16 protein-coding genes and 1 pseudogene are annotated in these 21,064 nt (G+C 59.8%); 7 read left to right on the top strand and 10 right to left on the bottom strand.

Annotation, left to right across the window (positions count from 1 at the left end; all coding sequences use genetic code 11):
- Window positions 1-51: 51 nt before the first annotated feature.
- The 4 genes from IB265_RS27185 to IB265_RS27170 are packed head-to-tail and all read left to right on the top strand — an operon-like array spanning window position 52 to window position 6,366.
- Window positions 52-1,140: a GNAT family N-acetyltransferase gene (locus IB265_RS27185; RefSeq protein WP_192495397.1), complete on the top strand. Its 1,089-nt coding sequence runs from the start codon at window positions 52-54 to the stop codon at window positions 1,138-1,140.
- Window positions 1,130-1,972 carry a family 16 glycosylhydrolase gene (locus IB265_RS27180; protein ID WP_246806066.1) on the top strand — a complete coding sequence of 281 codons (843 nt, stop codon included), beginning with the start codon at window positions 1,130-1,132 and terminating at the stop codon, window positions 1,970-1,972. Before IB265_RS27185 ends, IB265_RS27180 begins: the two co-directional genes overlap by 11 nt.
- On the top strand, window positions 1,972-4,497 hold the full coding sequence (locus tag IB265_RS27175; protein ID WP_113132445.1) for a phosphotransferase: 2,526 nt from the start codon (window positions 1,972-1,974) through the stop codon (window positions 4,495-4,497). Before IB265_RS27180 ends, IB265_RS27175 begins: the two co-directional genes overlap by 1 nt.
- Before the next feature lie 6 nt (window positions 4,498-4,503).
- Complete coding sequence (locus IB265_RS27170; RefSeq protein WP_192495395.1) at window positions 4,504-6,366, top strand: hypothetical protein; 1,863 nt, start codon at window positions 4,504-4,506, stop codon at window positions 6,364-6,366.
- An 89-nt stretch (window positions 6,367-6,455) separates the two neighbouring features.
- Here IB265_RS27170 and IB265_RS27165 read toward each other — a convergent pair whose 3' ends face one another.
- Entirely contained in the window at window positions 6,456-7,379 is a 924-nt protein-coding gene (locus tag IB265_RS27165; RefSeq protein WP_192495394.1) for an NAD-dependent epimerase/dehydratase family protein, read from the bottom strand.
- A gap of 627 nt (window positions 7,380-8,006) precedes the next feature.
- On the opposite strand from IB265_RS27165, the gene IB265_RS27160 reads away from it, so the two are divergent.
- Window positions 8,007-8,999, top strand: coding sequence for a GNAT family N-acetyltransferase (locus tag IB265_RS27160; protein ID WP_192495393.1), 993 nt, complete (start codon window positions 8,007-8,009; stop codon window positions 8,997-8,999).
- Between the two features lie 139 nt (window positions 9,000-9,138).
- Window positions 9,139-9,279, top strand: a pseudogene (locus IB265_RS37835) (RidA family protein); the annotation flags it as partial.
- A gap of 132 nt (window positions 9,280-9,411) precedes the next feature.
- Here the strand turns inward: IB265_RS37835 and IB265_RS27155 are convergent.
- The 7 genes from IB265_RS27155 to IB265_RS27125 form a co-directional block, all read right to left on the bottom strand.
- Entirely contained in the window at window positions 9,412-10,035 is a 624-nt protein-coding gene (locus IB265_RS27155) for a dual specificity protein phosphatase (RefSeq protein WP_057249401.1), read from the bottom strand.
- 17 nt (window positions 10,036-10,052) lie between these two features.
- Window positions 10,053-10,946, bottom strand: coding sequence for an inositol monophosphatase family protein (locus tag IB265_RS27150; protein ID WP_192495392.1), 894 nt, complete (start codon window positions 10,944-10,946; stop codon window positions 10,053-10,055).
- A 70-nt stretch (window positions 10,947-11,016) separates the two neighbouring features.
- The gene (locus IB265_RS27145) at window positions 11,017-12,144 is read right to left on the bottom strand and encodes an ABC transporter substrate-binding protein (RefSeq protein ID WP_192495391.1); all 1,128 of its coding nucleotides are present in this window, start codon (window positions 12,142-12,144) and stop codon (window positions 11,017-11,019) included.
- A gap of 39 nt (window positions 12,145-12,183) precedes the next feature.
- Entirely contained in the window at window positions 12,184-13,263 is a 1,080-nt protein-coding gene (locus IB265_RS27140) for an ABC transporter substrate-binding protein (protein WP_246806065.1), read from the bottom strand.
- Window positions 13,264-13,348: 85 nt separating this feature from the next.
- Window positions 13,349-14,485 (bottom strand): ABC transporter substrate-binding protein, encoded by a 1,137-nt coding sequence (locus IB265_RS27135; RefSeq protein WP_192495390.1) that lies wholly within the window; start codon window positions 14,483-14,485, stop codon window positions 13,349-13,351.
- A 47-nt stretch (window positions 14,486-14,532) separates the two neighbouring features.
- Window positions 14,533-15,663, bottom strand: coding sequence for an ABC transporter ATP-binding protein (locus IB265_RS27130; RefSeq protein ID WP_113399569.1), 1,131 nt, complete (start codon window positions 15,661-15,663; stop codon window positions 14,533-14,535).
- The gene (locus IB265_RS27125; RefSeq protein ID WP_192495389.1) at window positions 15,663-17,513 is read right to left on the bottom strand and encodes an iron ABC transporter permease; all 1,851 of its coding nucleotides are present in this window, start codon (window positions 17,511-17,513) and stop codon (window positions 15,663-15,665) included. The genes IB265_RS27130 and IB265_RS27125 overlap by 1 nt, the downstream gene beginning before the upstream one ends.
- A 592-nt stretch (window positions 17,514-18,105) precedes the next feature.
- Here IB265_RS27125 and IB265_RS27120 point away from each other — a divergent pair.
- Complete coding sequence (locus tag IB265_RS27120) at window positions 18,106-19,095, top strand: LacI family DNA-binding transcriptional regulator (RefSeq protein WP_058327540.1); 990 nt, start codon at window positions 18,106-18,108, stop codon at window positions 19,093-19,095.
- A gap of 9 nt (window positions 19,096-19,104) precedes the next feature.
- Here IB265_RS27120 and IB265_RS27115 read toward each other — a convergent pair whose 3' ends face one another.
- The gene (locus tag IB265_RS27115; RefSeq protein WP_192495388.1) at window positions 19,105-20,751 is read right to left on the bottom strand and encodes a Na/Pi cotransporter family protein; all 1,647 of its coding nucleotides are present in this window, start codon (window positions 20,749-20,751) and stop codon (window positions 19,105-19,107) included.
- A 17-nt stretch (window positions 20,752-20,768) separates the two neighbouring features.
- Window positions 20,769-21,062 carry a MurR/RpiR family transcriptional regulator gene (locus IB265_RS27110; RefSeq protein WP_058321400.1) on the bottom strand — a complete coding sequence of 98 codons (294 nt, stop codon included), beginning with the start codon at window positions 21,060-21,062 and terminating at the stop codon, window positions 20,769-20,771.
- Window positions 21,063-21,064: the final 2 nt, after the last annotated feature.

Raw genomic sequence — 21,064 nt, 5'->3', positions numbered from 1 at the left:
GCTTGTGAAACGCATCGATGAACGACCATGGGGAAGCGCTGGATCGGCTGTATGAGTTTGGAGACGGCATCAACGCAACCGATCGGCCCCAACGCCTTTGGTCACCTCATCCAATCAAGTGGGCCGGCCTCAGATGCCGTTTGGCTTGACCTCTCTGAAAGTGACCCGACCGCGCTCGTCAGCCAATCGCACCAATGGGCACAAGCCGTCACCGCCAGCGGCAACTACCAACGCAGCCCGCAGTACTTCCATTTCGCCGACGGTTCCCAAGCGGTATTGCCCCTATTTACCAAGGGTGTCGCCTCATTGCGTTACGCTTGGTCGCCACCGCCGGCCTGGGGGTTCGGTGGCCTGCTTTCTGACGAGGGAATTTCACCTGACAAGTTGCGTTGCGTTCTCGCTCATCTTGAGACGTTGCCCTATGTCGGACTTAAAATCCGACCAAACCCTCTTTTAGCGAATATCTGGGCTGAGGCTGCCCGCCCCGGCTGGGCGACCATTCCCCGTCTGGCGCATGTCGTTGACTTGGCCGGAGGGACTGAGGTTGTACGGGCGCGCTTTCGCTCTAATGCTGGAACCAACATCCGACGCGCCCAAAAATGTGGCGTTGAGGTGGAAGCAGGTAACAGCGCTCGACTGATCGATGAGTTTCACAGCCTGCTCGAACTTTCGTTGTTGCGTTGGGCGCGCAAGCAGCATGAACCTGCAGTACTTGCACGCTTCCGTGGGTTGCGCCGTGATCCACGTTCAAAGTTCGCCGAAATGGCGAGCCATCTCGGCGAGGCTTTTCGGCTCTATGTGGCGCGCATCAACGGCCGGCCCGTTGCCGCAATATTAGTGCTCATGCATCACCAAGCCCATTACACGCGCGGCGCGATCGATGAGGAGCTCGCGGGCGAAAGCCGCGCCACATACCTGCTTCAAGCCCGGGCAATCGAAGACGCCTGCCGGCTCGGCAGTACACATTATCATATGGGCGAGACCGGCAATTCCGCTTCGCTCGCCCAATTCAAATCTCGCTTCGGCGCGGTCGCCATCCCCTATGCGGAATACCGCTATGAGCGACTTCCCCTCGCAAGCCTCGACAGTTTCGCCCGAAGTACAGTCAAACGCGTGGTGGGGTTTCGTGATGCATCTTAGGCAATCGATCACCCTCACCGCCATACTCCTGTCTCTCTGTCTCGCAACATCGTCGGCGCGTGCTGACGGACCGGTTCCGATCGCTGCCAAAGGTTCGTGGCGGCTGATCTTTGAAGATAACTTCGACGGACCCGAACTTGACCGGGAAAAGTGGACCACCTGTTATTGGTGGAACAAGGACGGCTGTACCAATCTCGGCAATGCCGAATTGCAATGGTACCGACCAGAAAACGTCACTATGTCCGAAGGACTTTTGCGGCTCACTGCTCGACGACAAAAGGCCAAGGGCATCGAAGACCGGACTTTCGACTACACTTCCGGCATCGTCACCACGGGGCGCGACTACGACGAACTGCCTCGTCCCTCGCGTGTTCGGTTCCGTTACGGCCACGTTGAAGTCAAGGCAAAAGTTCCTGCGGGCACGGGGCTCTGGGCCGCGATATGGCTTCTGCCGGAGACACGCAAATCCCGTCCGGAAATCGATATTATGGAGGTTCTTGGCGATTCATCCTCCACGTTGCGAATGCACTATCATTACCTTGACGCGGCCTCTGAGAAGAAGAGCGTCGGGAAGGACGTCGAGACATCAGACTTGACGGCGAACTGGCACATCTACAGTCTGACCTGGGACGCGGACAAGATCATTTGGTACCTCGACGGCAAGGAGGTCTGGCGACACGCGGACGTCCCGACGATATCCAGTGAAGAGATGTACCTGCTCCTCAATCTGGCTGTTGGCGGTGAGTGGGCGGGGGCTCCATCGAAGACTACGAAATTTCCCTCCGCATACCTCGTCGACTACGTACGTATCTGGCAGCGGGACGACGGCTGATGTTGCAGCGTAACAACCACGACCACGTCAACTTCATGGCCCGAGTCTCGGGGGCCTATCCAGCGTTGGCTGCGCTTGCCCACTCGTCACTCCTAAAAAACGGCTACGCGCTAATCGCGAGCGCCGGGCTCACTTCGGTGCTCGGACTCGCCTTCTGGGGCCTGGCTTCCCGCTTTTACTCCCCCGAACAAGTCGGGCTTGGGGCAGCACTCATCTCTACCATGCTGGCGCTTGGAAACATCTCGCAGCTCAACATGGGCAACTTTCTGAACCGCTATCTACCTGCGACCGCGAAGGAGGGCGTCCGGCGTCTGGTGCTTTGGGCCTATGCATTAGCCGCCATTGCGGCGGCTTTTCTTTCCACGCTCGCCATCATTTTCATCTCCCGTATCACACCCGAATTGGGTTTCCTGCGAGAGCAGCCCATCTCAGCCGCAGCCTTCGTGGTCGCAACGGTCGCCTGGACCCTCTTTGCCCTACAGGATAGCGTGTTAGCGGGTTTGCGGCGCGCGACGGTCGTGCCTATTGAAAACGCCATATTCGCCGTTGCCAAGCTTTTGTTGCTTACACTATTTGCAGGCTCCTCCATTCTCGGTGCTGGCCTCTATGCGGCGTGGATCTTGCCGCTGCCACTCTTGTTGGCCGGCATTAATTGGCTGATTTTTATCCGTTTTCTTCCGAAACACCGCATCAACGGCGAGTCCCAGAGAGCTGACCGCAGAGCGCTCACTCGATATTTTGGGTGGGACTATCTGGGTACGCTCGCCTCAATGACGGCAATGGGCATCGCGCCTCTCGTCGTCCTGCATTATGGCGGCTCGGCCAATCTGGCTGTCTATTATATCAGCTGGGAAATCGTCTACGGGGTCTATTTGATCAGCCGTTCGATGGGCGTCTCCCTCTTGGCAGAAATCGCGTTCGATAAGTCGAAATTGCATCGGCTCGCCGTAGATGCCTTGCTCTACACGATCGCGCCATTGGCAGCTGTTGTGTTGGTGTTGATCATAGGCGCGCCACTTCTGTTGACGGTGCTCGGTATCGATGTCTCGTTTACAAATTCGACGCTGCTGCGCCTACTCGCTATATCCTGCCTGCCTTGGAGCCTCGTCACGCTCGTTCTCGCCGTCCACCGTGCGACGGGTCGGACACAAGTCGTTGCACTGGCACAAGTCGTAACGTTAGTCGTAGTGCTTGGTCTTGGCACTCCGCTTGTCGCAGCCTATGGCGCTCTAGGGATGGCGGCCGCGTGGCTGATCGCCCACAGCTTAACGGCGGTCGGCCTGTTAGGCGACCTGTCGCGCCGTCTCGGACCGTCCGGTCGGATCGATCTTACATTGCGTTTGTTATCGTCGCTGGCGCGGATCTGGAGCAATGTCGCACCGCGGCGGCATTCAGCGCCGCCACTCGAGGCGTCAATTGCGAGCTTCTGTGCCGCCACCGGGCTTGCCATGCCAGCTGTGCAGTCCGTGCGGGAATTTTACCGTGAAAGCGACGTACGAACAGGCATGTTCCGGACGGATGACGCTGCGAACGAACTCCTCGTCTTCAAGGCATCGACCTCGCCAGAAGGGCACCGAGCAGTTACCCGCCACATCGAACGCAGCCGTGAGCTCGCCACCAATCCCGCGTTCCGACACCTTGATTTTGCGGTTTCAACGATTATCGCGAGTTCTGTTGACCCATCAGGAGCGAAGCTCGCGGAGCGCGCGTTGCCGGGTGCCGACGGTCGTTCGGTTTTTGCCAAGTCTGAACAGTACCTTTCCGCACTCACCCAAGCGATAGACGCCATCCACATAATGCACTCGCGCACAGGAACAAAAGGGGTAATCAACCAGGATTGGCTGGAAAGCTGGCTCTATTATGGATCCGATATTGTATGCGCATCGCAATCGCATTTGCTCGGCCCGGCGTCGCGCGCAGAGGCACTTGCTGTCTTTCAGGCGCAGCAACGCGAGTTCTGGAGCGGTCGTTCGTTGTCTCTCAGTCTCGGCCATGGGGATTTCGCCCCCGGAAACTTACTTTTCACGTCCGGCCCAGATGAAGCTGATGTCCGCCTGAGTGCAATTATTGACTGGGAGACGGCCACCCAGGATACCCCGCCCGGCCTTGATGTCATCTTCCTGTTGCTGACCGCGCGCGCATTGCGCAGCGGCGAAGACCTGGGTTTCGTTGTACGCCGCTTTTTGGAAGTGCCGCAATTGTCACCCGAGGAGGTGAAGGCCATGGCACCAATGCGTGCCACACTTGAGGAGAGCTACGGTGCACTTACGGACCCCGCCGTGTTGCGCGCGCTTTGCGGGTTGGCGTGGTGGCACCACATTGCGACCAATTTGACCAAATCGTCTTGTTTTGCTGATAAGGCGCTATGGCTGGCGGTCAACATCGACCTCGTCCTGGCCTGGTACGGCGGTAAGGTGAACGCGGCACCTCACATACTTGCGATCGGCTGCCTCCGCAGACAAAAGCGCAAGACAAGCGCGACGTCGTCCTACCCCATTCCTGCCGGCTCCACGAAGAGGGGGTAACAGGTAATGACCGTTCTTGCCCGCGTCGAAGACATGCCATTGAACACAGGCGCTGACACAGTCTCCAAGCGATATGGCGTAGCCCTGGCCGCTATACTCTTTGCGACGCTCCTCCTTTGGGCGATATCGTTGCCTGCGATCGAGCCCGATCGGATGACCGACGTCGGCTTGGTTTCGGTTTTGCCCAGGAGCTTCTTTCTGTCACTGGCGTTGCTAGCAGCAGGTTTTGCCTGGCTGGTATGTGCTGGGCGTACCGCTGGCCCCTTACCCGTCTTCTATCTGATCGCGCTCGTCATCGTCCTTCACGCGACCCCGCCGATCGTTTACGGAACATTGCGCTATTCCTGGGCCTGGAAGCACCTCGGCGTCGTCGACTACATCCAACGTTATGGAGCCGTTGACCGAAATGCATCTTTCCTCGCGGCCTATCACAATTGGCCCGGGCTGTTCGCGGCGACGGCTTGGTTGGCCGACCGCTTCGGCTTGAGATCGGTCGATCTCGCACCAATCGTAAGCTTCACCCCGCCGGTCCTCACGCTCGGGCTTGTCGGGGCGTTTCTGGGAATTGCCAAACGCCTGTCCGCAGATCGCCGCCTACAACTGACGGCCTGTTGGCTATTCGTAGTCGCCAACTGGGTCGGCCAGGACTATTTTTCGCCGCAAGGCGTTACATATCTTTGTTACCTCATTCTCATAGGCCTATTTCTTGGCCCCTTGCGCAAACGCGAAACGACTTGGGCGGCGCGACGACCTGGTTTTCTGTATGTGCTCGGCCCTGTCTCACGCCCCATCGGGCTACCTTCCTGGACGGGCAGCCGCTTTGTGCGTACCTTCTCCGCGTTGCTGGCGATGGTGCTCATTTGCGTGGTCGTGGTCACGCATCAGCTGACGCCTCTCATGATCATCCTCGCGGCGGTATCGCTGACCCTCCTCGGATGGCTTTCGCCCGCCTATCTGGTGTTTGCTATCGTCGCTGAAATTGGATGGCTTCTCTGGCCAGCGGCCCCCTTTGTCTACGAGCAAATTTTGAGCGAACTGGCCAGCATGGGTACGCTGTCAGAAGCCACCAGCAAGCTCGCGAATGTGGCCGACGTGAGTGCCGAACGTGCATGGGTGGTTTTGTTCGGGCGCGCGCTTTCGGCAGGCGTCATAGTCCTTGCGCTCCTCGGCGGTTTGCGTCGGCTCTTAAATGGCCACTGGGACCTCACCGCCGCCGCACTCTTGCTCTCACCAATGCCGCTGATAGCGGTTGCGTATGGCGGAGAGTCGATATTTCGCGTTTACCTCTTTGCGTCGCCCTTCCTTGCCTTCTTCGCTGCCGCCGCGTTCTTTCCATCGACGCGGGCGGGAAAGCCGGCCTATGTCTTCCTGCCGCTTGCTATCGTGCTTCTTTTTTCGACCATCGGTTTCCTATTCGCAAACAATGGCAAGGACCGCGAATACCGCTTTGCGCAAGATGAGGTCGCCGTGGCCGAATGGCTCTATCGCACAGCTCCGGAGGGCACACTCCTCATCGAAGGTTCGCGTAGTTACCCGTCGCAGTTCATGAACTACGAGAATTTCTACTATTTGGCGATTTCGTTGGAAGCGAAGTCAACGCGAGAAGAGATTGCCGCCGACCCATCAGGTGTCTTTTTGCGGTGGATGGATAGTCCCCAATGGCGTGACGCCTACGTGATTCTCACGCGCAGCCAGAAAGCTTCTCTCGAAGCCAACGGGCAGTTGCGGCCGGGCGACTTCGACCACATCGAACGGGACCTGCTGACCTCGCCTCGCTTTAAGCTGGTGCGGGCATCGACCAATGCGAAAGTATTTCGCTTACTGCCCGCGACTGCGGACGGCAGCGCCCGCGACAATCGGTACCATTGAGCGGAGCTCAACCAACATCAGAAAGGTGTGTCGCATCGGAGCGCACATTGGTGTGGTCATGCGTGGGGGCCGCAACAAGGCCTTTCAGGCTATTGCCGCCCTTGCGTAAGCAACTGTGCCAGTCCAGTGCGAAGATCCGTGCGGCATCGATGGTCGAGCTCTGCCTGGAGCGCTTGGGTGCACCCTTGAGAACGCCTGACTTCGCCGAGCAGTCCGTCCACGTAACTGATTGCACATTGAGACTTGGTTTCTTCGATCATGATCCGCGCGAGCTCATTGATCGATGTCTCGACACCGCTGCAAACATTTAAGATCCGAGCACGGTCCGGAATCCGCTCCGCTGATCGGATAAGCGCCTCGACGACATCGGCGACGTAAACGAAATCACGGGTCTGCTTGCCATCGCCGTAGATCACGATGTCCTCGTTGTTTCCCAGCCGCTGCGCAAATTTGGTGATCACGCCGGAATAGGGTGACTGCGGATCCTGGCCCGGTCCAAAGACGTTGAAGAAGCGAAGGCCCGTCGTCGAGAGACCATAGACTTCGTAGGCCGCTCGGGCGTGCAATTCGCACGAAAGCTTGTCGGCGCCGTAGGGCGAAAGCGGAACGCACTTGCCTTCCTCCGAGAGCGGCAGGTTCTGGCTCGCGCCGTAAACGGCGGCTGAGGAGGCGTAGACTACTGTTCGCTTGGTGCCAGACTTCGCAATTTCCTCAACCAGATTTAGGAACCCGGTGATGTTGATTGCGTGAGAATGCGTCAGCTCTCGATTGCATTTTTCGACGGAAGCGACGGCGGCCAGGTGAATGCAGGCATCGACACCGGAAAGCGCACCGCGAACGACCTCTTTATCCAGAATAGAACCGTTAATAAACGTGGCTGCCTTCGGCACATTGTCACGCTTTCCTGAACTGAGGTCATCCAGCACCACAACCTCTCGGCCAGTTTCCAGCAATCGCCGCGCCAGATGCGCACCGATGAACCCTGCCCCCCCGGTAACCAAGATCGTTTTCAACCCGTTTCCCCCATGACATTTGGTCTCGGCGAAAGTTGTCGCGGCAATTAGCCAACCAGAACGCGCAAATGAGTTGAGAACGAAACCAATATTTGCTGGCTCTGGGCCACCACCGACGCTCTCAGCGTCTCTATTCAATCCTCCATTTTCGCTGCCCAGCAGTCAAGTCACCGATGCCCCCACACCTTGCTACTCGCGTCCTGGTCGCGGGCGTCGAGAGCGGGTTCTCCGTCAATATGTACGCATCGCGACGCCATGCGAAGCGCTAAATCCTGGCTGCCAAAACTTGGGGCCGTTCCTGGTCGTAAACTAGTTGTGGGTCTACTCCGTGCCGGGGGGGCGCGCGAATGTAGTCTGCGCCCTCTTTCCTTAAATTAAAACATACGTAATATATATCACGCGGAAGTTTGTACGGCCGATGTGAATTATGGGTTTTAGCTTCTTTGCGGACCGACGCTTAAGTGTCGGATTCCACGCGATTTATTTGCATAAAATGATTTTCTTGTTCTTGCGTGTCCACTCTTCTTGCGTATTGGGCCAATGCAACACACTTACGACAACCGGATCGCACCCACGATTTGCTATCGCGTCACAAGCCCCGCACCGCGTGACGCGTGGAGGCAATTGATGAACCATGACCCCGAGGCGATGCCTTATCAATCGCCAGAGTGGAACAATGCAATCTGCGCTGAGGGCAGGCTCAGGGACATCAGCCGCTACTACCAGTTCGAAGACGGGTGCCAGATCCTAGTTCCGCTCGTGACCGTGACGGCCATTGGTCCCGTGGACCTTGTTGCGGGGTCGTATCCCGATGGTTGCGGTATGGGCGGGGCTGTCTGCTGCGAGAACACGACCAACCGCCACCTCAGGGAAGTCCTGAAGGATCTCATGGCTTTGCGTTTCCTCAGCATTCGGATCAGGCCCAACCCATTACAGGGAAAACGATGGGCCGAAGCGGCGGCCGGCCTAGGTCTGATTACGAAACCGCGACGCGCGCACGTTATCGATCTCAAGGATGGTTTCGATCACGTCTACAGCAAGCTCTTCACCAAGGCGACAAGGGTCAGTATCCGCAAGGCCGAGAGGGAGGCCGTTGTCGTTAAGAGCAGCAGCAGCGGCGAGTTGATCCCGTTGCTCCACAGCTTGCTTGAGACGTCCGTCAAGAGATGGGCCGAACAGCACAACGAACCGCACTGGCTGGCGAAGTTTCGCTTTGGGAGACGGGATCCCATCAAAAAGCTCTATCGGATTCAGGAGGCGCTCGGAACATCCTGCAAGGTGTGGGCAGCATGGGTGAACGGACAACCCGTTGCAGCGTCCCTGGTCTTGATGGGGAAGAATGTGAACGACGCACGCGGCGCAATCGACCGGGTTGCATTGGGTACGTCGCGCGCCAACGATCTCCTTCAAAAGCTCTCCATCGAAGATGCGTGCCGGGCGGGCTGCCGTTTCTATCACCTTGGCGAGAGCGGCAATTCGGCCTCACTTTCACATTTCAAGGAGCGCTTTGGCGCGACACACTACGACTACTCCGAGATATTCATCGAGCGATTCCCGATTTCCCGAGCCGAATACCTGCTTAAATCAGGCGTCAAGCGAGCGATCGGCTTCAAGGACTGAATCCGCGTTCGTCCCGTTCACCGCGCCCCGCCCATTTAACGAGAATGTGCCGGGGGCCGTTAAACGGGGCACAAGTTTGCGTCACTTATACGCATTGAATCGCCGCGAGCGCACCAACAAATCGGCATTTGATCTCGGCAAGCCGGAAATGGATGCCAAATGGAAGGCCCGGATGGCTCCCGAGGAGCTGCCCACCCGCGCAACTGTCGGCGTTGCCGATCTTGGCGGCGACACGCTGATCGCAGTCGTCGTCGGCGTTCAAGTGACGCCTCGGTCGTAACGGCACTCTGCGGGGCCGCCGCGTCCCGCAGAGTGCTCTACTTTCATTTGCACACACGCCACTTCGCAGGCCCCGATTTGTCAGCTTGCTCCCGGGCCTCGCGCGAGTGTCGAGGCCATCGTCCTTGGTGTATCAGCAACCAATTGCGCGTGCCCATCCGGCCGCGCGCCGCGCCGCTTCCGTCAACACGGGCTTTGGTGCCTTGTACCATTCCTCTTCAGGAAGGTTGCGCCTATCACGAACGAAGTCGATCGCGGCCTCCAGGGTTGGGAACTGCTCAGGTAGTGTAAGATGCAGAAACAGCGACACGACGGCTACGGACCGCGAACGGCCGCCGCGGCAATTGACGAGAACCCCACCGCGCTCGCGCCTTGGGTAGGACGGCTTTTCCGGCAGGATCTGCTCCAGCGCAGCGCGTAGGATATAGTACGCTGCCAACATCTGGGTATCCGGATTCCCGTCCCCGTCGATCAGCCCGACCTTGTAGTAACGGATCTCACCTGGACCATGGACACTGTTGCGATGATCCGAGACGAGTTGCGGTTGGCGGACGAAATTGAAATCCAGGTTGACCGCGCAGTTGACGACGGCGGTAATGCCATTGCTGCGCAGGAGATCGAGATCGCTCGCCCCCTCCTTGCCCGCGATGAAGATGTCGACCCCATAGGCCGGATGCTTGGCGTATATGAGGCTGAGCTTTGGCAACACGCTGCTGGTCTTTTCGGTTGTTGGGGTGTCGGTCGCGCTAATTTGCATGATTTCCTCATAGGCAGTCATGGTGCGAGGACTTTAGCAACACGGCCATCCGAAATGGCCATGGCGACACGGTTCAAGGTCGGATAATCCGCGCCGGCGCCGTATGCCACGTAACCCGGGCACAGATAATCGGGGGAACCGGCCGGCACCTTGCCGAGGGTCAGAGGCACATAGCGGCCGCCGGCGTTCTTCAGGATCAGCGTGGCGGCTGCCACGTCCCATGCATTGACACCGAAGCCGGCGGCGGCATCGGCGAAGCCCGCGGCCACATGCGCGATGCTGAGCGCGGCGCTACCGGGCCTTCGCGACGTCGAGAAGGTCTCGACCAGATCGCCGAAGCGGCGAAGCGCGACATCCTGCCCATCGAGGCGAAAGTCCCTGGAAACGGGATATCCTGTGATCAAGGTCGCACGGTTTTCATCGCTGACCGACTTTGAGACGATGACGTGCCCATTCAAATAGGAGCGCTCGAGATCACTCGCGAAGAGCATGTCGGCGACCGGGTCGTAGACGACCCCTGCCACGACGGCCCCGGCTTCGACCGCGGCGATCGACACGCACCAGAAAGCAAGCCCTCTGGCGAAATTGGCCGTTCCGTCGATCGGGTCGACATACCACTGGATGTCACCCTTGCCGATCTGGCCTCCTTCCTCGCCAAGCATGGTGGAGTTCGGTTCGTTCGCGAAGATGACGTCGCGGATCAACGCCTCGGCATTCCTGTCATGTATCGTCACGATATCGTGCAGGTCGCGCTTGTAATCGACCGCCATTTCGGCCCGAAAGGCGGCAATCAGCGACGGTCCGACGGCGCGGGCAGCGCCCTCGGCAATCTTCATCAGATGACGCGAGCGGCCAAATCGGCCCGCATCGTCCGATCGGCTCTGGCTTGCCTGCGGATAGGCGTTGTCCATGCTCTTTTTCCGTTCATTCAGAAACGGCCGGCGCGACCCGCATTCGTGAGGCCGCGCCGAGCCCAAGTTTCTATTTGCCGTAGTTCACTCGCCAGAAGTCCTGCCATTCCTCGCGCCGGTCGAAATCCTCAAGACCCGTTGCGGCATCGTAGGGGAATAGGCGGTCCGCCACTTCCATGATCCCCGACGGCTCGTCCGCCGGCATCTTGATATCGGAGTTGGTCGGCAGCTTGCCGTCCTTCATCTGCGGCGCAATCCCCTCTTCCGTCAGCACGTAATGGATGAAGAGCCTTGCGGCGTTCGGGCTTGCGGTCTTTGCCGCGACCAGGCCGAGCTTGGTGTAGGTCCAACCGACCCATGGCTGGAGTTCCGTACACAGCCCGAGCTTATAGCCCTTGCCTTCATTGTCGCGGAACTTGGCCGAACTCAGGAGCCCGAAGAAGGGCTCCTTCTGGCCGGCGGCGCCAACCGCTTCAGCCACCGGGTCGTCGCCATCCGTGACGAGCGGTCCGTTCTGCGCGAGCGCCTTGATCCATGCCGCCGCGGCGCTCTTTTCACCCGTCTCCAAGTCCCTGCCAGAATGGACCTTGTAGGCCTCCGCGACCTTGGCGTCGGCGTGTCTCTCCAACTGGTTGAACCAGTCGGTATAGGTACTCTTGGTCAGGGGATCGACGAGCGCGATCTTGCCTTTCCATTTCGCCTCCGTCAGTTCCCAGATGTTGCTGATGGGGCATTTGTCATAGACCTCGGTGTTATAGGCCCAGACATTGGCATTGGTCGAAATCGCCAGAGGGCTCTGGAAGGCCGCCGGTATTTTTTCCTTCATATCACCGGGCAGATAGCTTTCGACAAAGCCCTGCGGCAGAAGCTGCGCCAGCGCGGCGGGTGCATCGGTGATCAGCGCGACGTCGCCCTGGACATTGCCGGCCTGCGCCTCCCGGATGATCATCTCCAGTTGGCTGTTTGCCGACACTTTCACGCCCGTTGCCTTGACCCCGTATTTTGCGGTGAAGGCCTCGGCCATTTCGACGATCTTGCCTGTACTGTCATAGACGTTGATCGGTTTTTCCTTCTTCGCAGCCTCGACCAACGCTTCGAGATCGAAGGCTTCTTCGGCGCGCGCCTCAACTGCGACGGCGGTCGCAAGGGCGGCAAACGCCACCCCCATTGCAAGAAACTTGCTGTTGCCTTTTTTCATGGCTTCCCCTCCCAAGGAGACCGTTTCAAATTCACGAAGCTATTTCTGGTAGTTGATCCGCCAGAGGTCTTGCCAGGTTTCGCGCTTTTGGAGATCGTCATCGGCCGTCGCAGCATCAAAGACCATCAGTTCACCGAGGTGTTTGGAGACGCCGGAAGGCTCGTCCGCAGGCAGGGCAATCGTCCTGTTGCCGGAGACCTTTCCGTCAATGGTCTGCGGCGCGATCCCCTCGGCGGTCATGAGATACCGAACAAAAAGCTTCGCCGCGTTCGGGCTCTTCGTCTGGGCGGCGATCAAGCCAAAGCCGGGATAAAGGAAGCCCGTGAACGGCTCGACTCCGGCACAAATACCGAGCTTCAGTCCCTTGGTGACATTCTCCCGGTACTTTGCAGTCGAGGTAATCGCAAAGAACGGCTCGGCCTGGCCGGGCGCACCTGCGGCCTCGGCCACGGTTGATGAATCGGCGAGCAGCGGCCCATTTGCGGCGAATGCCTTGACCCAAGCGACCGTTGCGCTCTCGCCTTGCTTATCGAGCGTCTTGCCGTAGTGCGCCTCATAGGCGCGCGCAACGTCGTTGTCGCGATGAGCAGCGATCTGATTGAACCAATCCGCATAGAGCGGCTTGTCGAACAGATCGAGCATCGCGACCTTCCCCTTCCATTCCGGCTCGGTCAGTTGCCAGATGTTGGTAATGGGGCATTTCTCGTACTTCTCCGTGTTGTAGGTCCATACGTGCGGATCGGAGACGACCACCAACGGGTTGCGCGACGTCTCGGCAATGTCACCCGCAAGATCGGGCGGCGTCCAGCTCGTGGCGATGCCCTCGGGAAGAATCTGCCCAACTGCGGAAGCAACATCCATGGCGAGGCTGACATCGCCGACGGCGTTGCCCGCCTGATGCTCGCGGATCATGAGTTCGACCTGCGTCGCCTCATTCACCTTCTTGCCATTTGCTTCAATTCCGTATTTTTCGGTGAAGTCTTTGACAGTATCGACGATTTTGCCGGTCACGGCATAGACTGTGATCGGCGGTTCTTTCTTTGCCGCCGCGATCGTCGCTTCAAGATCGAAGATTTCCTCGCCCTTGGCTGCGGAAGCGAAGGATATAACGGCCGCCATACCCAAGGCGGTAACGGACACAACCGCTCCGAGCCGACGGGGCTCCATGATTTGAGTGCTCATAAAATTATCCTCGGATCTCGCTTCACTTCTGGTAGTTGATGCGCCAGAGGTCCTGCCAGGTTTCGCGCGCGTCCCAGTCGTCGAGGCTGGTCGACATCTCATAAGGCATGACCTGGTCGAGGACGGCGCCGATGCCGGACGGTTCGTCAGCAGGCAGCGAGACATCCTTGTTCGTCGACATCTTCCCGTCTTCGGCCTGCGGGGCGATGCCTTCGGCGGTCATCACATAGTGGATGAAGAGCTTCGAGGCGTTCGGGCTGTTGGTGCCCTTTGTGATCAGCCCGACACCCGGATACATCCAGCCGAGCCACGGCTTCAGGTCCTTGCAAAGCCCGAGCTTCATGCCCTTCTCGGCATTGTCACGGAACTTCGCGGAACTCATCAGTCCCATGAACGGCTGCGATTGACCGGGCGCCCCGACGGCATCGGCAGCCGCCGCATCGGCATCGGTCAGGAGCGGAGCATTGGCGGCAAGCGCCTTCACCCAGGCGGCGGTTGCACTGCCGTCGTCGGTTTGAAGGTCCGTGCCATGGAGCTCCTTATAGGCGGCGGCAACCTTGTCGTCGCCGTGCTTGGCCATCTGGTTGAACCAATCGACATAGGACGCCTTGCCGAGCGGGTCCTGCATCGCGACCTTGCCCTTCCATTCCGGTCCCGTCAGCTGCCAGATGTTCGTGACCGGGCACTTGTCGAAGAGTTCGGTGTTGTAGGCCCAGACATTGGCGCTGGTGACCACGGTGAGCGGGTCGTGGTATTGCGCGGAAATCTTCGATGCGAGGTCCGGCGGCAGCCAGCTCTCGGCAAAGCCCTGCGGAATGAGCTGCGCCATCGCGGCCGGCGCGTCGCTGATGATCGAGACATCGCCCTGGATATTGTTGGCTCGGGCTTCGCGAATGATCATCTCGAGCTGTGCTGTCGCCTTGACCTTGGAACCCTCGGCGCCGACCCCATACTTCTCGGCAAAGGCCTTGGCCATTTCGACGATTTTGCCGGTGCTGTCGTAGACCGTGATCGGCGGCTCCTTGCGCGCAGCCTCGATCAGCGCGTTGAGATCGAACGGCTCCTCCGCCAGCGCCGGGCCACCCAGTGTGGCGATGGCCGATGCCAGCAACGCGCGTCTGATTGCCCGTCTTGTCCTGTCAGTCTTCCGAAATTGCATCGTCTGTTCCTCCCTCAGAGCGTGTTTCGGTTTATCGCTGTGGCGCCTTAGTTCAGCGTGCTCGCGCGCAGAAGCGCGTCCGCTTCGGCGATGCGCTGGCCGTCTTTGTCAAAGAGGTGCAGCGCATCGGGTGGCGCAAAAAAATCGACCCTGGATCCGGTCTCGACGCGCGGGAGCGCATTGGTTGTCAGGAACAGCGTGTCGTTTTCGTTCCTGAGTTCAAGGATCCAGCTGCCGCCGGTCGGCAGGACGCCCGTCACCGTCATCTCACCTGTGAAGCTTCCGGCCGGAACATCCCCGCCCTTTGTCGCGTAGCCGATCGCTTCCGGCCGGATGCCGGCCGAACCGACGCCGCGCAACGACGGATAGCGCTCGCCGAGATAGGCTGCGGCGGCCCGCGACATCGCCGATGCGGACGATCCGAAGGTCAGGATATTGATCGGCGGGCTGCCGACGAATTCTGCAACGAAGCGATTGGCGGGGCGGTCGTAGATATCGTTCGGCGTGCCCATCTGCTGCAACGTGCCTTCGTTCATGACGGCAATCGTCGTCGCCAGCGTCATCGCTTCCCATTGGTCGTGGGTCACGAAGACGATCGTCGTCTTGAATTCCTTGTGGATGCGCTTGAGCTCCGCCCGCATTTCGAGACGCAGCCGCGCATCGAGGTTGGAGAGCGGCTCGTCGAGCAGAAGCACGCCCGGATTGACCGCGAGCATCCGGGCAAGCGCCACACGCTGCTGCTGGCCGCCGGAAAGCTGCGAGGGGTAGCGGTCGCGATATTTGGCGATGTCGAGCGCTTGCATGACCTTCTCTACCCGCTGCTCCCGCTCTTCCTTCGGCAGCTTGCGCAGGCGCAGACCGAAGTCGGTATTGCGTTCGATGGTTAGATGCGGCCACAGCGCGTAGCTCTGGAAAACAAGCCCCATCTCGCGCTTTTCCGGCGGTATGAACACGCCTGCCCTGACCGAGTCCACCACACGCTCGCCAATGCGGATTTCTCCATCGGAGAGGTTTTCGAGGCCGGCGATCATACGCAGCGTCGTGGTCTTGCCGCAGCCGGACGGCCCGAGCAGGCACATGAACTCACCGTCGCGGATTTCGAGGTCAAGGTTCGAAACGGCATTGGCGGAATTCACGCCATAGTTCTTCTGAGCACCGCTGAGATTGATGGTGGGCATCAGCTTCCGAGTCCTTCTGCGAGGTTGGTCTTGGTCAGCTTCTGGGCTGCCAGGGTTCCGAGATAGGCGATGGCGGCGATGATCAGCACGACCGCGTTTGCCGCCTGGGTGTAGTGGTAGTCGACGAGCCTGAGCGAGTAGGTCGTCAGCACATCGGTGCTCGGCACGGCGAGGATGACGAAGAGGCTCAGCCCCTTGATGCCGGAGATGAACGGCAGCAGCACGCCGGTGACGAGCGACCCCTTCTGGATCGGGATGACGATCGAGATCATCCGTCGGAACCAGCCGGCGCCGGCGATCTGGGCGGCCTCTTCGGGATCTTTGCCGAGTTGGGTCATGGCGGAAATACCGGCGCGCGAGGCATAGGGCATCTGGTCGGCAATCAGCGCCAGGATCAGGATCGTGACCGTGCCGTAGAGAGCGGGCATTGGCCCACGCGGCACGGCGAAGAGCGAGAGGTAGGCGGCGGCGAAGGCGATGCCGGGCACCAGATAGGGCAGGAAGGTCACCTGGCGCAGATAGACCGACAGCGCTTTGACCGGTGTGCGGATGACGACATAGCCGACGAGCAGGCCGAGGATGCCGGAGGTCAGCGAGGCAAGACCGACGATCATGAGCGTGTTCTTGGCGGCAGCCCAGAGGTCCGGGCTCAAGAGTATGCCTGTCTGCAGCGCCACGGTGTTGAGATCACGGCCGATCCAGTAGTCGAGCGTGAAGTTGTCGAGTGTAAACTGTGCCGGCAGCTTCATGATGGTGGACAGGAACAGGGTGAGCAGCGGCAACCCGACGCTCAGCAGGAAGATAAGCGCGGCGAAACCCGTCGCCGGCAGACGATACTTACCAAGCCGGCTCTGGCGGTTCATCGAGCCCTTCGAGCCGACGGTGACAAACCGTCTGGCTTCGCGGACAAGCCGGGCGTCGATCATCAGGGTAATGATGCCGATCAGCATGATCGAGGCCGCGACGACACCGGCAACGCCCGTCTGACGGGAGGCGATGCTGCGGAAGAGAGACGTCGAGAGCACTTCGAACTTGACCGGCAGGCCGAGGACATAGGGTACGCCGAACTCGCCGAGGCATTTGGCGAAGATCAGCACCATGGAGGACAGCAGCGCCGGGCGCATCAGCGGCAGGATGATCTGGATCGCCACCTGGTAACGCTTGGCTCCCAGGATGCGCGCGGAGTCTTCGAGCTGCGAGTCGAAACGGCGAAGAGCCGAACCAAACAGCAGGATGACGAACGGCGTATAGTGCAGCGCCAGGATAACGATGATCGGGAAGCGACCATAGGCGACCCAATCGGGCGGCGTCAGCCCCATCGCCTCGAACCACCCTGGTTGGCCGCCAACCGTCCTGTTCTTGAAGAGCGTCGTCCAGGCGAGCGCGAAGGTCCAGGCTGGCAGCATGTACGGCACTATGAGCGCGGTCGCGAACCAGCGGCGCCCAAACATATCTGTTCGGCTGATCAACCATGCGAGCACAGTCCCGATCAGCAGCGACAGGCTGATGGCCCCGAGGGCGACCGACAGGGTGTTCAGGAGGGGCCGCCAGAAGAGATCAACCGAAACAGGTGAAAGGAACGCACGATCAAGATAGTAGAGCGTCAGATCACCAAAATCCTTGCCGAGCCGCCGCTCGTGACCGAACTGAACCCGAACTGAATCCAAGACGATCGAAATGATCGGCACGACGATCAGATAGGTGAACAGAAGAGCCGTCAGGATTCCGATCAATGTGGTCGGCTCTCGGGAAGCGACCTTCGCGCGATAGCGCCAGCGCTGCCATGGCGTCGGCGCGATCGCGCCATCTGGCACTGTCGACGCCTTGGCTGTTTCACTCAATAAGGCCATGCTCTTCCCCTCGGAACTCGACATGCGCAATCTGTCGCGGCGATCGACGCCGGGCAGCGCTCCAGTAATATTGATGGGGAAAGCAGAGTTCGCGCTTCGCTCTACGCAGCGCGCGCAGCGCCGCACACGGACACAAGATACCGCACCCGCCCGGCTCCAATCCTCCCCACTCGCGGACAGGTACGAACGCCCTGCCAAAACGACAGCTCCAACTCCTCAAAGGCGCCGCCATTGTCGCGAACACAGACGGAACAAATATTCCAAAAACTCTCCGGCTGTGGAATGCATGATCCAACGGCGACTTAATCTTGTCAATAAAAAAATGCACACGTGCGCAATGATTTATCCATCTGTTTTAATTGATATTTTTTTGATGGTTGGCTATTCATTTTAGAACACGTGATCAATCGCCTATCGATGGGTCTTTCCGGGGCTACGATCAATGGTGAGCGCGGAGGTAAAAGTACCGTGGATAAGGGCTGTCGAGCGGGAGCCGTGGACTGTCGGTCCTAAGCGATTGCTTGCACTTTTTCGTTGGAATGGGGCAGCTTTTATGGCCCTGATGGAAATGTCTGATTCAATGGGGGAAGGCATGGCAAGAGGGTTCGTGACGGCCGAGGAAGTCGCAAAGCGCGCGGGCGTCTCGCGCTCGGCGGTCTCTCGGACCTTTACACCCGGAGCCAGCGTTTCCCAGTCCGTGAGGCGCAAGGTTTTGAAGGCTGCCCGGGAGCTCGGCTACCGTGTCAACCGGCTGGCGCAAGGCTTGAACAACGACCGATCGAACCTGATAGGTGTCGTCGGCGCCAACCTCAGCTCCCCCTTCATTTCGAAACAGCTCGATCTGCTGAGCATCGGCCTCTTGCGAAAGGGTTTGCAGTGCCTGCTGCTCAATGCCGCGGATGCCCGCAAGGATATCGCGCCGCTGATAGAACTGCTCTTCGAGTTCCGCGCGCAGGCCATCGTGGTTCTTTCCGGAGAACCGCCGGAATCGATCGTCGACCAGTGCATCGCGAACGGCGTTAGACTGATCCTCATCAACCAGAAACTCGAACGCACCGATACGAGCATGGTCTTGAGCGACGATTCCCGTGGCGCCGATCTCGCGGCCGTTCGGTTGATTGAGGCGCAGTGCAAGAAGGTCGCGGTCATTTCAAGCGGCAGTCAGACACCGGCGCAGGTTCGTCGGGCAACGGCTTTCAAGCAGAAGATGGCTACGGCAGGCGTTGAAGTCGTTGCCTGGTCGGGCGGCCCGACAAGCTACGAGAGTGGCTATCAGGCCGGTTGTGAGGTGCTGAAAGATGAGGCCATTGACGGCGCATTCTGCGTCACCGATCTGCTCGCCCTCGGCTTTCTAGATGCGGCGCGTACCGAGATGCATCGCCGCATCCCTGCCGACCTTTCCGTCGTCGGCTTCGACGATATTCCGCAGGCGAGTTGGAAGAGCTACGAGCTCACCACCGTCGCGCAATCCTTTACCGCGCTGACCGATCACGTGCTGGCCGCGCTTGATTCCGACGATGCCGAAACCCGTCTCCAGGTCGTGCCCGTCGCGATGGTCGAGCGCAAGACGGCAAGACGCTAAGCCATTTCCTCAAGAAGCCGCCGGCCTGATGCGGCTGTCGATCAACAGTCCGCTTTGATCCAGGATCGGATGCGCAACCGACGCGATATGCGCATTGATGCGCTTCAAGTCGCGCAACATGTCGAGATGAAGCGAGCTGGTTTCGATGCTTTCGGCGCGTCCGTCGCGTAGCCGTTGGAGATGCCGTTCGGCCGATTGCCGTTCCAATCGGCGAACATCTTCTTTCGCTTCGACAAGGCGCCGCGCCATGGCGTTGTCGCGCGTGGCAAATACCGCCTGCGCCATGCGCAGGTTGTCGATCGTGACCGCGAACAGCCGCGATAGTTCTTCGTGGCCGTCGCGGGAAAAGGTCAGGCCTCGAGTGATCTTCTTCGCGAGTTCGGCCAACAAACCCTTTTCGATGATGTCGCCGATGTGCTCGAGGTTGATGGCATAGTCGACGATGTCCGTGGCCCGGCGTCGGTGCTGGTCGCCGATTTCGGTCTGGTCCACGCGGGAGACATACACCTTGATTTCGTGCTGAGCGCGATCGACCCGCCCCTCGAGCGCACTGATCGTCGACAGCTTGGAAATGTCCGTCTGCTGTAGCGCGTCGTTTGCCTGCACGAGCATGCGCTCGATCATGTCACCGACGCCGAGGACCTCGCGGCTGGCGCCAGCGAGGGCTGCAACAGGTGTCTGTAGATCGCTGTGTTCCAGAAACGACCGGCCATTCTCGGCTTTGGCCGGCTCCGGCAAAAGCCGCGTGGTTAGGCGAGAAAGCAAGCCAGTAAAAGGAGCAGCCAGGACCGCCAGCGCAAGATTGAAGCCGAGATGCGCGTCGACCGGCAGCTTGTCGTGCGACAGGGGCAACAGTTCGAGCAATTGGGCGGAATAGCCAGCGAGCGGCAGCGCCAGAAAGCAACCGACCGCCCGCACGATCAGGTTACCAACCGCAACGCGCCTGGCGCTCGGCGCTGCATGCAGCGTGGCCAGCACCGGCGGCACGGCCCCGCCAAGATTTGCGCCGAGCACAAGGACGATGAGCAGGCCTGTCGAAAGGTGCCCGGACGCCGCAAGCGAGAGGATCAACACCACGATCGCCAGGCTGGACGAGGCAAGCACGGCGAGGACGGCGGAGATGATGAGGGCGACCGGCCAGGCGTTGTCGAGCAGCGCGAGGAAGGCCGAAAGCGCGGCTGATGTGCGAAGCGGCTCCGTCGCGGCGCCGATCAGATGCAGCGACAGCAACATCAGCCCGATGCCCACAAGGGCAGCACCTGCCCCCTTGCGTGCGTTCGAGCTTCCACGCCCCACGACAACGCCAGAAAGCAACAGAAGCGGCGAAAGCCAACCCACGCCCATTGCGACGATCCAGGCAGTCATTGCCGTTCCGACATTGGCGCCAAGCAACACCACTTGCGCCATGCGGGGCAGGATGAGGTCACGCTCGACGAAGGACGCGACCATGAGGGCGGTGGCGGTCGAACTCTGAAGCGCGACGGTCGCGACAAGGCCGGCAAAGAAGGCGCGCGGACCATCGCGCGTTCCGGTCGCCAGACCCGCCTTCAGGCGAGCACCGAAGGCGCGCTGCATGCCGTCACGCACCAGACCGAGACCGAATAGAAGCAGGGCCACGGCGCCGAAGAGATTGATGCTGACGATCGCCGAATCCATGGCCTCTCCCCTGAACGCTACTGTCTGCCGCGCATCAACTCGGCCCGGAAGAGCCGCTGAAAGGCCGCGTAGCTTTCGAAGCCAAGATCACTGACCAGGCGCATCACGGTCGTCGTCGAGACACCACTGCGTTCGGCCACTTCGCGCGCACTCGCAAAGGCGACATCATAGGGGTGAGCAAGCACGAACTTCGCCACCTCGAGGCGCCCGCCCTTCAATCGCCGAACGCCGAGGCGGCAGGACTCTCGCAGTTCGATGAAGGTCGCAGGCGGGGCGGTGGAGGTCGCGCAGAAGGACAACTGATGCGTCATGT

It is taken from the genome of Ensifer sp. ENS10, assembly GCF_014852025.1.
Classification (GTDB): Bacteria; Pseudomonadota; Alphaproteobacteria; order Rhizobiales; family Rhizobiaceae; genus Ensifer.
Note: the sequence above shows the minus strand (reverse complement) of the source record. Positions and strands in the feature narration are given on the sequence as shown.